The following is a 14377-nucleotide window of genomic DNA, read 5'->3' as shown; positions in this document are numbered from 1 at the left end:
GTCTACCTCATTATTTATAACAAACTAATAAATTCTGATACATCATTACCAGCTACTAAGTAATCACCAAAATTATCTGGTTCCTTTCCTGGAATTCCATGATAATCAGAACCACCAGTAATAAACAATTTATGTTTTTTAGCTAATGCTTTATATCTCTCCACATCTATATCATTATGTTTGGAATGATATACCTCTATACCATCAAAATCAAAATCTAACATTTCTAATACATATTCATCACTAGATACTAATTTAGGATGTGCCATAACAGCAAAACCACCAGCTTTATGAATAATGTCAATAATATGTTGAACCTCAACTTTTACCTTAGGCACATAGCAAGGGCTGTCCTTGCGAAGAATCCCTCTAAAGACTTCATTAACATCATTAGCATATCCACCATCAATTAAAAGCTTACCAATATGTGGACGTCCATAAGCTTTAGTATCAGGAAATTGTTTGAGTAAATCTTCTTTTGTAATATGATAACCTTCGATATTACAGCGTCTTATCATTTCATCGACGCGTTCTTCACGTTTTCTTTTAAAGAACGTAATAAATTCATTTAACTCTTTATTATTTTCATCAAAACAATATCCTAAAATATGGATAGACTTATCTTTATAATCAGCACTAAATTCACAGCCGTTTATAATTTTAATCGTTTCATTAGGATCAAATTCTTTCTGAGCGGTACGCAATGCTTTAATTCCATCAATTTCATCATGGTCAGTTAAAGCCATCATAGATACATTACAATCTAAGGCATGACGCAATAATTCCTTTGGTGTTTCAATACCATCGGAATAAACGGAATGCATATGAAAATCTACAAGCATATAGTACCTCCCATTACAAATATCCTATCCTTTAATTATGACTGATTTAGTCTATTAATTCAAGTTTGGAAAAAAAATTGCGACCCTAATGAGCATTCACTAGAATCGCAATTTTATTATAAGTTTTGAAGTAATTCTGTTACTTTTGTAGCTACAGAATCAATAGCACAGGAAAGTGCCTCTCCAGTCTTACGGATTTGAATTTCTACTTCATTATTTTCAAGCGTATTTTTACTTACTGTAATGCGAAGAGGATAGCCAATTAAATCAGCATCCTTAAACTTAACGCCTGCACGATCTTTACGATCATCGAGCAATACATCTACACCAGCCTCTTGTAATGCAGTGTAGATAGTTTCACTTGTAGACATCAAAGCTTCATCTTTTGCATTAATCGGTACGATAACGGCTTCAAATGGAGCTATAGAACGTGGCCAGATGATACCATTTTCATCATGATATTGCTCAATAGCAGCAGCTAATGTACGAGATACACCGATACCATAGCACCCCATAATCATTGGATTAGGACGACCATTTTGATCTAAGAATGTAGCTTGTAATGCTTCAGAATATTTAGTACCCAATTTAAATACTTGACCTACTTCAATACCTTTAGCATGTTCTAAAGAACCACCACATGTAGGACACACATCATCCTTCGTGATCAAGCGTATGGGAGCAACAATAATATCTTCTACATTAAAGTCACGTTTAGGATTAATGTTTATGTAGTGAGCATCTTTTTTGTTAGCCCCACCACAAACATTGTATGTTTCCATAACAGATTCATCTACAACAATAGCAAATTCTTCTGTTTGTTCTAAGCCTACAGGACTGATAAATCCAGCTGTTAAACCTACTTTTTCCAATTCTTCAGGTGTAGCCATTTCTGGTTCTACAGAACCAAGTACGGCATGTTGTACAGCAACCTCATTAACTTCATGATCGCCACGAACGATAGCTAATACTACTTTACCATCGATAGAGAACACTACAGCTTTAATAGTTTTATGTAGTGGTAAGTTTAACATTTCCCCGACAGCTTCAATAGAGCTAGCATTAGGCGTATCTACAACGGATAACTCTTGAAGAGCTTCTTCTGCTTGTTTCATGATGCCAGGCTTTCCGATTTCGATATTGGCAGCGTAGTCGCATTTAGTGCAATATACGATATCAGCTTCACCGGCTTCAGCGATAGCCATAAACTCATGAGTACCGCTACCACCGATAGCACCACTATCAGCCTCTACGGGACGGAATGTAAGACCACAACGATTAAAGATACGCGTATAAGCATCATACATAGATTTGTAAGATTCTTCTAAGCCTGCTTCATCAACATCAAAGGAGTAAGCATCTTTCATGATAAATTCGCGGCTACGCATCAAGCCATAACGAGGGCGACGTTCATCACGGAATTTACTTTGAATTTGATATAAATTTACCGGCAATTGACGGTAGGAATTAATTTCATTTTTTACGAGGGTCGTAATCATTTCTTCATGAGTTGGTCCTAAGCAGAACTCATTGTCATGACGATCATTAATACGCATCATTTCTGCGCCATATGCATTCCAACGGCCAGACTCTTTCCAAATCTCTGCAGGTTGTAAAATAGGCATCATAATTTCTTGAGCACTAGCACGATCCATTTCTTCACGTACGATAGCTTCAATTTTTTTAATACTTCTCCAACCTAATGGTAAAAAGCTATATAAACCATTTGCAGTTTTACGCATAAAACCAGCGCGAAGCATGAGCTGTTGGCTTACTACATCAGCGTCAGATGGAACCTCACGCAATGTAGGTGCATATAATTTAGTGGCTAACATAAAGACTCCTCATCTAAACTTTCTAAATATTGATCAATTTCTCTAAATAATGTATCTACTAATTCGGCTTCTGGCACAGTCTTAATAACTTCTCCTTTACGGAATACGATACCTTGTCCATCGCCACCAGCGATACCAAAGTCAGCTTCGCGAGCTTCCCCTGGTCCATTTACAACACAGCCCATTACAGCAACCTTTATTGGAGCTTTAATGGATGCTAATCGCTCTTCTACAATGCCAGCCATATCAAATAAATTTACTTGGCAACGACCACAGGTAGGACAAGATATCATAGTGGCACCAAAGTTTCGTAATCCTAAGCTACTTAGAATACTACGACCTACTTCGATTTCATGAATTGGATCTCCTGTTAAAGATACCCGTAACGTATCGCCAATACCATCAAGCAGTAAAGAACCAATACCCATAGCAGATTTAATAGTACCTTGTTTAATAGTACCTGCTTCGGTAACACCTAAATGCAATGGATAAGGAATTTTATCGGATAATTTACGATAAGCTTCAACCATTAAAGGTACTTCAGTAGCCTTGATAGATAATTTCATTTGACGATAGTCTAATTTTTCTAGAATTCTTACGTGTTCTAAAGCGGTTTCAACCATTCCGTCAGCTGTAGGATGACCTCCATGAGCATCGAGAATATGCTTTGGTAAAGAACCTGCATTAACACCTATACGAATTGGGATTTGTTTAGGTTTAGCCTTTTCAATAACAGCTAATACCTTATCTTCGCCCCCAATATTACCAGGATTAATGCGCAAGCCATCTACATTATTTTCAATAGCCTCTAATGCTAATCTATAATCAAAATGTATGTCCGCAATCAGTGGAATAGAAATACCAGCTCTAACGGCTTTTAAAGCCTTTGCAGACTCCATTGTTGGAACAGCGACACGAACTAGTTCACAACCAGCCTCTGCTAAATGGTTAATTTCAGCAATCGCCTTTTCCGTATGTACCGGATCTGTTGTAATCATTGATTGAATACTTACCGGTGCATAATCACCAATTTTAACTGTACCTACATAGATACCATTTGTTGGTTTACGTACAATCATTGTAATCTCCCATCTGTCTTATAGTAATCGGAAAATATCCTGAGTCGTTACATATAAGAACAATGCTACCATTAAGGCAACACCAACCATTTGAATATACATGAGAGCTTTAGCAGGTAATCTACGGCCTGTTATAGCTTCAGCTAAAATAATAATCAAATGACCACCATCTAATACAGGTAATGGTAATAGATTAATAACCCCTAAATTAATACTAAGGAATGCAGCAAAGCTTAATAATGGTGCAAAGCCAGATTGAGCAATGGTGCCAGCCATTTGAGAAATCCCAACTGGTCCAGACAATTCAGCGGCTTGAGTACCACGAAGCATATCATATAGGCCACTGACCATCGCAACAATAGTTTGACCTGTACGGCTAACAGCAAGGCTTAATGATTCACCAATACTATAAGTTTCACGAGTAAAACTAGGATAAATACCAATTTTAACGCTATCTTGTTCATACTTAGGTATTACTGTAGTTTCAACAGATTGTCCATCTCGTTCTACAACGACAGTTACACCATGATTGGCTGTACCTTGTAAGCTAGGACGAATTTCATCCCAAGTAGTAATTTTTTTGCCATCAATAGTAATAATTCTATCATTAGCTTTTAAATGAGCCTGTTCCGCAGCACTACCAGAAATGATATTGCCAATAACAGGTTCATTTGTGTAGGTAAGGTTACCTACAGTCACATTAAGGCCAAAGAAAATAACAATGGCCAATAAAAAGTTAAATACAGCACCTGCAGAAATAACAATAAATTTCTTCCACGCAGGTTTATTATAAAAGGAGCGCTCATTAAGAGGCTCATCAGGACTCATACCTGCAATACGATTGAAGCCACCAAGAGGAATAATACGAATAGAGTATAATGTCTCCCCTTTTTGTACCTTAAATATGGCAGGACCAAAACCTATAGCAAATTCGTCAACTTGCATACCTGACATCTTAGCTGTAATAAAATGGCCTAATTCATGAATAAACACGATTAAACCAAATACAAATATTGTGGCTAATGCCGTTGTCATATATTCTCCTATAACATCAATGATGTAGCCTTTTCACGGGCCCATCTATCGATGGATAATAAATTATCTAACGTAAAGTCATCTTCTGGTCCCATAGATTCAAGAACAGAAGTTACAACTTTATAAATATCGCCAAAAGCGATTTTATCTTCTAAAAATGCATAAACTGCAGTTTCATTAGCTGCGTTAAATACAGCAGGCTTAAAACCACTGGCACGACCGACTTCATAAGCTAAACGAAGTGCAGGAAAATCATCGTACCGTGGTGGTAAAAATTCCAATTGTAAGGATTTCGTAAAATCAAGATGATTCATACTTAAAACTTCACGTTTGGGATATGTCAAAGCATATTGAATAGGCTCGCGCATATCTGGATTACCCATTTGCGCTAAAATAGCACCATCCTTCATACGGATCATAGAATGAACAATACTTTGTGGATGAACTACTACATCAATATGATCAAAATCAAAACCAAATAGCCAATGAGCTTCAATTACCTCTAAGCCTTTATTAAATAAAGAGGCAGAATCAATAGTAATCTTATTACCCATATTCCAAGTTGGATGTCGTAAGCAGTCTGCAGCTGTAGCAGTTTTAATTTTATCGGAATCCCAGGTGCGTAAAGGACCACCAGAAGCTGTAACGATCAAGGAATCAACATTCTTGCGATCTTGACCTTCTAAGCATTGGAATATAGCACTATGTTCACTATCAATAGGTAAAATTTGTACGCTATACTCCTTAGCTAAAGATGTAATCAACGGACCACCAGCAACAAGGGTTTCCTTATTAGCAAGGCCAATTGTTTTACCCTTTTTAATAGCCTCCACCGTTGGCTCAATACCTGCAGCACCAACAATAGCAGTGACAACCATAGTAGCTTCTTGAATCGTTGCAGCTGCTATGAGGGCTTCCTTACCGCCTACAAGTTTTGTAGGACCTGTATAACGTCCTTGTAGCTCTTTAAAAGCACTTTCATCAACTAGACCAGCTACTAATGGCTGATATTCTTTAATTTGTTTTTCTAAGAGGTCAATATTATGATGTGCCACTAAGGCAACCACCTTGAATTGATCTGGATGTTGAGACACTACATCAAGTGTCTGTGTACCGATTGAGCCAGTACTGCCAATAATACTTAGGTATTTCATAAGTTTCCCTCTATTCGATTAGTACGCGAATAGCAATATATAGACTAATGTGATAGGTGCCGCAAATAGTAAGCTATCGAAGCGATCCAATACACCACCATGACCTGGTAATAAAGTACCAGAATCTTTTACATTACATAATCGCTTAATCTTTGATTCAAATAAATCACCTAATGGTGCTAATATACCACTGATCATCCCTACATGGATACCCATCCACCAAGGAATACCAACGATATACGAAAATACTGCGCCTGTAATGATACAACCTACAAAACCACCAATAAAACCTTCTAATGTTTTATTAGGACTAATTGATGGTACAATCTTACGTTTACCAAATGCACGACCTGCAAAGTAAGCAAAGGTATCACTAGCCCACGTAGTAAACAATAATAACCAAAGTGTAATTGTTCCCCAGTTATGTAGTTCAAAAGGCATTGTTAAAGACATGTATATAGAGTCATGACGAATCATGAGCAAAGAAATCATACCAATACCAACGTATAGCAAACCAAATACGCTAAAGGAGACGCTAGCCATAGAGTATTTATTTTCGCCAAACGTACATAACATGTAATTAGCAAATAAACTTAATACTAAAATAGCTATAGCAAGAATATATTGATAACATGCGAAAGCAATCATCAATAATAACATACTGATGTAACCCCATATAATGGACATGCGTACATGTTTAGCCTTGCCGAGCAAAACAAATTCACGCCACCCTAATAGGGCCAACAGCGTAATAAGAACATCATACACTGGTCCGCCTAACGTAATGGCCCCTAAGGCAATAATAAAACCTATAACAGCGGTAATAACACGTGTTTTTAACATTCTTTATTCCTCATCACGTAAGCCACCAAATCGGCGTTCTCGTTTCTGATATGCCGCAATAGCTTCTAACAAAGTTTCCTTTGTGAAATCTGGCCAATGTAAATCAGTAAACCAGAATTCAGCATAAGCTAATTGCCATAACAAAAAGTTACTAATTCTAAAATCACTACTCGGACGAATCAATAAGTCTACATCGCTAAACTCTTTAGTAAATAATTGAGAGCTTACATAGTCTTCAGTAATATCGTCCGTTGTAATAGTACCCGCTTTTACAGAACTTGCAATATCGCGGATAGTTCTTACTATCTCATCACGTCCACCATAGTTAATAGCTAACTGTAAAGTAAGACCTGTATTATTCTGAGTTAACAGTTCTGCATCCCGAATGATTTGTTGTAACTCCTCTGAAAGAGCGCCAATATATCCAATAAATCGAATGCGAACATTATGTTCATGCATATACTTAACATTATTGTTTAAGTATTCTTTGATGAGAGCCATAAGTAAAGAAACTTCCTGTTCAGGTCGTTTCCAGTTCTCTGTGGAGAAACCATATACCGTAAGAGCTCTAATTCCAATATCGTCAGCAGCGATAACGATCTGCTTTAATACGTCTGCCCCTGCACGGTGACCCATGGAACGTGGCATTCCTCTACGTTTAGCCCAACGTCCATTACCATCCATAATAATAGCAACATGTTTAGGAATAGCATTGCTATCAATAGCAGGCGTATCCGATTGTTTACGGTTAAATAATTTCTTTAGCATAGTCTACCTCGATAGAATGTCCGAAGTCGCTGGCAATCATTGGTCTATATACTAGTATATGTAAACACTCATCTACCTTAGTAATACGTGCTACATAAAATCCTTCGTCTGCAATCTCAAAAAAGCGATTAAAGGATGCCCCAATCATTACCTTAAAAGGAATATGGGCAGCCTGCAAACGAGACTTTGCAAGCTGCCATGGCATTCCAATAAGGCTATTAGAATCTAACATTATACTTCTAATACGTCCTTTTCTTTTACTGCTTTTAACTCATCAATATGCTTAACTTTAGCATCTGTAAGTTTTTGGATTTCATCTAAACCGTCTTTAGCATCATCTTCAGTAATTGTTTTAGCTTTTTCTTCTTTTTTCAATGCATCATTTACGTCACGACGAATGTTACGCACTGCAACTTTAGCATCTTCAGCTTTTTTATGAACTACTTTAACGATTTCTTTACGGCGTTCCTCAGTTAATTGAGGAATAGTTAAGCGAATTTGAGCACCATCATTACCAGGATTTAAACCAAGGTCAGATTGTAAAATCGCTTTTTCAATTGCACCGATCATAGTTTTATCCCAAGGAGCAATCACGATCATACGAGGCTCAGGCACGGAGATATTCGCAACTTGATTAATTGGAGATGGACTGCCATAGTAATCAACCATTACCTTATCAAGCAATGCTACACTAGCACGACCAGTACGAATAGATGCAAATTCATGTTTTAAAGCCTCAATAGACTTATTCATGCGTTCTTCTGCTTGTTGTAACAATTCTTTAATTTCCATTTGAATTATTCTCCTCGAACAATGGTACCAATCTCTTCGCCCTTAGCGGCTTTTGTAATGTTACCAGGAATGTCCATGCTAAATACAATAATAGGAATATTGTTATCTTTACATAAAGTTGTAGATGTAGCATCCATAACTTTTAATTCTTTTGTGATGATATCGTTATATGTTAACTCATCAAACTTAATGGCATTAGGATTCGTCTTAGGATCGGAATCATATACGCCATCAGCAAATTTCTTCGCCATCAAAATCGCATCAGCTTCGATTTCAGCAGCCCGTAATGCAGCTGTTGTATCGGTAGAGAAGTAAGGTTTACCTAGACCAGCACCGAAAATTACGATACGTTTTTTCTCTAAGTGACGAATAGCGCGACGACGAATATAAGGTTCTGCAATTTCTTGCATTTCGATAGCTGTTTGTACACGAGTATCTACGCCAGCTTGCTCTAATGCATCTTGCAATGCTAAGGAGTTCATTACTGTTGCTAGCATACCCATATAGTCAGCAGTAGCACGATCCATACCTTGGTTACTACCAGCCAACCCTCTCCATAGGTTACCGCCACCAACAACAATTGCGATTTCTAAATCAGTGGATTTTGCTAAAGCCGCAATCTCTTGCGCGAATTCTTCAACAACATCAGGGTTAATACCAAATCCTTGGTCACCTGCTAATGCTTCACCACTCAACTTCAAAACAATACGTTGAAAGTTTCTCTTTGCCATGTTTTTACTCCTCTATTGCAAAATAAGAGAACACTGTACGGTGTTCTCTTATTGTTTCTTAATTATTTACCAACAGATGCCATTACTTCAGCTACGAAGTCATCTTGGCGTTTTTCAATGCCTTCACCTAAACCGTAGCGAACAAAACGACGTACGTTGATGTTTTCACCGATTTTTGCAATACTTTCATTAATTACATCAGTAACAGTTTTGTCACCATCTTTAATGAATACTTGTTCTAATAGGCAGTTTTCTTTATAGAATTTTTCAATACGACCAGCAACCATTTTTTCCAAAACAGCTTCAGGTTTTGGTTTACGGCCAGCTTTTACGTCTTCTTCAGCTTCTACTTTAGCTTGTTCCAACAATACTTGTTTTTCGTGTTCGATTACTTCAGCAGGAACTTCTTCACGGTTCAAGTATGTAGGGTTAACAGCAGCGATTTGCATAGCGATATCGCGTGCTAAGTTTTGGAAGTCGTCAGTTTTAGCAACGAAGTCAGTTTCGCAGTTAACTTCAACTAAAACGCCGATACGGCCACCAGCGTGGATGTAGGATTGTACTACACCTTCAGCTGCAATACGACCAGCTTTTTTAGCTGCTGCAGCTAAACCTTTTTCACGAAGAAGGTCAACCGCTTTATCGATATTACCGTCAGTTTCAACCAATGCTTTTTTAGCGTCCATCATACCTGCGCCAGTCATGTCGCGCAATTCTTTTACCAAAGCAGCAGTAATTGCCATTATTTTGTTCCTCCTAGTACTAATTAAGGTAAGGATATAGTCCTTACCCTAATTATATATGTTATAGATTTATCTTTCAAATGCTAATCAGAAATGATTAAGTAGCTTTGCAGAATTATTCTGCAGCTTCAGCATTGCCTTCTTCAAAGGATTCGCCTTGACGACCTTCAAGAACAGCGTCAGCCATTTTACCAGCCAACAATTTAACAGCGCGGATAGCGTCATCATTTGCTGGGATTGGGAAATCAACTTCATCTGGGTCGCAGTTAGTGTCAACTGTTGCAACTACAGGAATACCCAATTTTTTAGCTTCTGCAATAGCGATTTTTTCTTTTTTAGGATCAACTACGAAAAGAGCACCTGGCATTTTAGGCATATCTTTGATACCGCCAAGGTATTTTTCCAATTTTTCCATTTCATGACGAAGACCGATAACTTCTTTTTTAGGCAATACTTCGAAAGTACCATCTTCTGCCATAGCTTCCAATTGTTTTAAACGTTTAATACGAGTTTCAATTGTTTTGAAGTTTGTCAACATGCCGCCCAACCAACGTTCGTTAACGAAGAACATGTTAGCACGGATAGCTTCTTCTTTAATAGCTTCTTGAGCTTGTTTTTTAGTACCTACGAACAAGATTACTTCGCCTTGGGAAGCAACTTCACGCAAGAAAGAGTAAGCTTCTTCTACTTTTTTTACTGTTTTAGACAAGTCAATGATATAAATACCATTGCGCTCAGTGAAGATGAATTTCGCCATTTTAGGGTTCCATCTTCTAGTCTGATGACCAAAGTGTACACCAGCCTCTAATAATTGTTTCATTGATACTACTGCCATTGTGGCACCTCCTGTTAATTAACCTCCGCCGCTTCATCCTTCGGGTCACCCAAAATTAGGCACAGTACCGAAGTCCACCGACGTGCATATTTTTCATACCCAATAATTTTAACAAATAATTATTGTAAAAGCAAGCAAGGAGTTAGGATTTCTTAAAGAATTCCTAACTCCTTATCTTAATTCGTAGTTTAGATCATCACTCTATTATTTTTAAGCCTATAATAGATAACTCCAATACTAATATAGATTTAGTTATTGCGAATGGCTTCAATCATATGAGCACGATCTTCAGCACCAAACACAGCAGAGCCAGCTACTAATACAGTAGCACCTGCTCTTTTGATTGGTACACATGTAATATCGTTGATACCACCATCTACTTCAATTACAGCCGTAGTATTATCTACTTCCTCTAACAATATCTTAGCTTGTTTAACCTTTTTAATGGCATTTTTAATAAAAGATTGTCCCCCAAAGCCCGGATTTACAGACATAATTAAAATCATATCTAAATCAGCAGCCACATCTTCTAACACGGATACTGGTGTGCTTGGATTTAAAGCAACACCAGCTTTCATACCACATTGCTTAATATGTTGGATTAAACGATGCATATGCGGTACTGTTTCTTGATGGAACGTAAAATATTCTACACCGATTTTTGCATATTCTTCTACATAGTCACCAGGGTTTGTAACCATTAAATGTACATCAAAAGGCAATTTTGTATATGGACGAATCGCTTTCACAATAGGAGCACCAAAGGTTAAGTTTGGCACAAAATGTCCATCCATAATGTCGATATGTAATAAGTCAGCCCCCGCTGATTCAATAGATTGTAACTCTTCGCTTAAGGTCGCAAAATTTGCGGAAAGCATTGATGGTGCAATTTTAATCATATTAAAACCTCTTTCGTTGACTTTCTATATCATTACGTATAGACATATAAGCGTCATATCGTCCTTGATGAATATGCCCTGCTTCGAGAGCATCTTTAATGCCACAAATGGGCTCATGTTCATGATAACATGGGTTAAATTTACAAACATCCACATATTGACTAAATTCTGGGAATAATGTAGGCAATCGCTCAAGAGATACATCATTGAACTCAATAGCACTAAATCCTGGTGTATCCATAATGAAGGAATCTGCATCTAAACTATATAGGGAAGCATGACGGGTAGTATGTTTACCACGTTTTATTTTGTCACTTACCTCACCAGTTTGAAAGGCAAACTTAGGATCTACCGCATTTAATAGGCTGCTTTTACCAACCCCAGATGGGCCTGCAAAGGCCGTTACCTTATGTTGCAGTACATGACGTAAATCTTCAATGCCTGTCATATCATAGGTGGATGTCATCAATACGTCGTAGCCGATTGATTTATAAAGCTCAACCATCGCTTCCGTATCGGAATCCATCAAATCACATTTATTGATACATAGCACGATAGGAATATCTGCATGTTCAATCATAACGAGCATTTTATTTAGTAAAAGCTCATTAATATCTGGCTCATGAGCGGCTACAACTAATACAACTTGATCAATATTAGCTACCGCAGGACGAACCATTGCATTATGACGTTCGTGGATAGATTCAACGAACCCATCCGCCGAAATCGTAACGCGGTCACCAACAAGGAGACTGTAGCGACCTTGCTTGAGTCTACCTCGAACTTTGCATTCATGAATGGTACTCGTATCATCTTGAACATAAAAGTAACCATTCATATTTTTGACAACAATACCTGTAATCATAGTACCTCTTATAATGCAGTCTCTTGTACTAATGCACCATTGAGATATACCTCAATACGCACATTACCTACGCCAGATACTTTACGAACGATACGATCACCAGGTTTATTGGTATCATCATAAATTACAGCGGAACCTTCATCGTCTTTCACAACGATTTTAAGTTCTTGATTTTTAGAACCAGATGGTACAGTAACATCTACAGTACCAGTTGTTTTATTGCTACTGCTTTCTTCTTTTTTCTCAGATTTCTTTTTATCTTCTTTGAATTCAGTAGTAAGGTTTAATGTGGAGCCTTCATCAATCTCATCACCAGCTTTAATACTTTGCTCAATGACTACAGATTTTTCCTCCACAGAGCCCGCTACTTGATTTACACCTAAATGAGCATTGCTCAAAGTATTGCGAGCATCTTTTAATGTCATACCTACAAGATTAGGTACTTTTACTTTTTTAGCTTTTGCCTTATTTACAACAAGATCAATTGTAGTACCTTTAGAAACTTTAGAATCCCCAGAAGGACTTTGAGCAATAACTACACCATCTTTTTTACCATCTACAGATTGTTGTGTTATCTTACCTACAACTAAGCCAACATCTTTAAGTCTTTGGCGGGCTTGATCTACAGTTAAGTCAGATAAATCTGGTACTGTAATATCACCAACACCTTTAGAAACAACAAGGTGAATCGTACGTTGCTCCTTAACCTTTTCTCCAGCTCCTGGAGTTTGTGAAATGACTTGACCTGCTGGAACATCAGGGTTTGTAACCTCACTTGTAGATACACGTAAATGTTTATCTTCTAAGATATTTTTGGCCACAGATACTTGTTTACCTACAACATTAGGTACATCTACCGTTGTATTACTCCAGAAGTTACCATAGCTTAAGAAAGCTCCTAAAAATGCTACCAAGAAAATGACAGCAGCACCTAGAACGATGTATTTTTGTGGAATCGATGCAATTTTACTTAACATACTCTTCTTTTGACCCTCGTCTTTACGTTCTTCTTGAATAGTGCTGAAATCCTTAAGTGCTTCAGGATCAACAGCAGGAATCATTTGCGTAGCAAAGTCATATGGCTCATGACGCTGTGTTTTCCCCATCGTAAAGCCTTGAGATAATCGTAAATCACTAATCATATCTGAAATAGAATCAAAACGATCAGCAGGGTTCTTAGATAAGGCCTTTAAAACTACAGCTTCTAAAAGCGGTGGAATAGATGGATTATAACGTGTTGGCGGTGCCACCTTCTCACGAACATGCTTTAAGGCAACTGCGATAGGTGTTTCCCCTTCAAATGGCACGCGACCTGTGAGCATTTCATACAATACGACACCAAGTGAATAGATATCTGTATTACCATCTACAGGTTTTCCACTCGCTTGTTCAGGTGATAAATAGTGAGCAGAGCCTAAAATTGAATTCGTATACATAACTGTATTAGTAGCATTCATAGCACGAGCAATACCAAAGTCAGTTACTTTCACACGACCAGTCTGAGTAATAATTACATTATGCGGTTTTATATCACAGTGAACAATGCCCATTGTATGAGCGTGTTCAAGACCTTCAGCTATGGCAATAGTAAACTTAACAGCCTCATCTATGGATAGTCTGCCATGACGAGTAATATATTCTTTTAGCGTTTCACCGTTTACATATTCCATGATGATGTAGTGTAAATCTTGATCAAATCCTACATCATACATATTTACAATATTTGGATGATTTAATTTACCTGCAGCTTGCGCTTCTCGCTTAAAGCGAGTTACGAATTCATCATCATTAGCAAAGTTTGCATGCAATACTTTAATTGCTACTTGTCTACCTAATAAGGTATCTTCTCCTAGGTATACGTCAGCCATTCCACCAACGCCAATTTTATCAACAATTCGGTAGCGGTTATCTAGAAGTATACCTTTTATATTCATAGTACTCATTATTTCTCCATTT

Annotated in this window: 15 protein-coding genes; all 15 read right to left on the bottom strand. The window is 37.5% G+C overall.

Annotated features, from left to right (window positions below; translation table 11 throughout):
• Positions 1 to 14: 14 nt before the first annotated feature.
• Positions 15 to 842, bottom strand: a complete 828-nt coding sequence (locus KH364_RS01035) for a PHP domain-containing protein (protein WP_273298013.1) — start codon at positions 840 to 842, stop codon at positions 15 to 17.
• Between the two features lie 116 nt (positions 843 to 958).
• Positions 959 to 2677 (bottom strand): proline--tRNA ligase, encoded by a 1719-nt coding sequence (locus tag KH364_RS01030; RefSeq protein WP_273298011.1) that lies wholly within the window; start codon positions 2675 to 2677, stop codon positions 959 to 961.
• Positions 2671 to 3756 (bottom strand): flavodoxin-dependent (E)-4-hydroxy-3-methylbut-2-enyl-diphosphate synthase, encoded by a 1086-nt coding sequence (ispG, locus tag KH364_RS01025; RefSeq protein WP_273298010.1) that lies wholly within the window; start codon positions 3754 to 3756, stop codon positions 2671 to 2673. Before ispG ends, KH364_RS01030 begins: the two co-directional genes overlap by 7 nt.
• Before the next feature lie 18 nt (positions 3757 to 3774).
• The gene (rseP, locus tag KH364_RS01020) at positions 3775 to 4791 is read right to left on the bottom strand and encodes an RIP metalloprotease RseP (protein ID WP_009351488.1); all 1017 of its coding nucleotides are present in this window, start codon (positions 4789 to 4791) and stop codon (positions 3775 to 3777) included.
• Between the two features lie 8 nt (positions 4792 to 4799).
• Positions 4800 to 5945, bottom strand: a complete 1146-nt coding sequence (locus KH364_RS01015; protein ID WP_105097967.1) for a 1-deoxy-D-xylulose-5-phosphate reductoisomerase — start codon at positions 5943 to 5945, stop codon at positions 4800 to 4802.
• Positions 5946 to 5963: 18 nt separating this feature from the next.
• Positions 5964 to 6788 carry a phosphatidate cytidylyltransferase gene (locus KH364_RS01010; RefSeq protein WP_105097966.1) on the bottom strand — a complete coding sequence of 275 codons (825 nt, stop codon included), beginning with the start codon at positions 6786 to 6788 and terminating at the stop codon, positions 5964 to 5966.
• 3 nt (positions 6789 to 6791) lie between these two features.
• Positions 6792 to 7556, bottom strand: a complete 765-nt coding sequence (locus KH364_RS01005; RefSeq protein WP_105097965.1) for an isoprenyl transferase — start codon at positions 7554 to 7556, stop codon at positions 6792 to 6794.
• Complete coding sequence (locus KH364_RS01000) at positions 7537 to 7788, bottom strand: hypothetical protein (protein ID WP_009351441.1); 252 nt, start codon at positions 7786 to 7788, stop codon at positions 7537 to 7539. Before KH364_RS01000 ends, KH364_RS01005 begins: the two co-directional genes overlap by 20 nt.
• Positions 7788 to 8348: a ribosome recycling factor gene (gene frr / locus KH364_RS00995; protein WP_009351464.1), complete on the bottom strand. Its 561-nt coding sequence runs from the start codon at positions 8346 to 8348 to the stop codon at positions 7788 to 7790. Before frr ends, KH364_RS01000 begins: the two co-directional genes overlap by 1 nt.
• A gap of 5 nt (positions 8349 to 8353) precedes the next feature.
• On the bottom strand, positions 8354 to 9079 hold the full coding sequence (pyrH, locus tag KH364_RS00990; RefSeq protein WP_009351482.1) for a UMP kinase: 726 nt from the start codon (positions 9077 to 9079) through the stop codon (positions 8354 to 8356).
• Positions 9080 to 9141: 62 nt separating this feature from the next.
• Positions 9142 to 9822 (bottom strand): translation elongation factor Ts, encoded by a 681-nt coding sequence (gene tsf, locus KH364_RS00985; RefSeq protein WP_009351493.1) that lies wholly within the window; start codon positions 9820 to 9822, stop codon positions 9142 to 9144.
• Positions 9823 to 9937: 115 nt separating this feature from the next.
• Positions 9938 to 10657, bottom strand: coding sequence for a 30S ribosomal protein S2 (gene rpsB, locus KH364_RS00980; RefSeq protein WP_009351446.1), 720 nt, complete (start codon positions 10655 to 10657; stop codon positions 9938 to 9940).
• Between the two features lie 248 nt (positions 10658 to 10905).
• Complete coding sequence (gene rpe, locus KH364_RS00975) at positions 10906 to 11556, bottom strand: ribulose-phosphate 3-epimerase (RefSeq protein ID WP_009351452.1); 651 nt, start codon at positions 11554 to 11556, stop codon at positions 10906 to 10908.
• A 1-nt stretch (position 11557) separates the two neighbouring features.
• Positions 11558 to 12421, bottom strand: coding sequence for a ribosome small subunit-dependent GTPase A (rsgA, locus tag KH364_RS00970; RefSeq protein WP_273298003.1), 864 nt, complete (start codon positions 12419 to 12421; stop codon positions 11558 to 11560).
• An 8-nt stretch (positions 12422 to 12429) separates the two neighbouring features.
• Entirely contained in the window at positions 12430 to 14355 is a 1926-nt protein-coding gene (gene pknB, locus KH364_RS00965) for a Stk1 family PASTA domain-containing Ser/Thr kinase (RefSeq protein WP_273298059.1), read from the bottom strand.
• Positions 14356 to 14377: the final 22 nt, after the last annotated feature.

This window comes from Veillonella sp. oral taxon 158, assembly GCF_018376515.1.
GTDB lineage: Bacteria > Bacillota > Negativicutes > Veillonellales > Veillonellaceae > Veillonella > Veillonella rogosae.
This window is presented reverse-complemented; position numbering and strand designations above follow the sequence as displayed.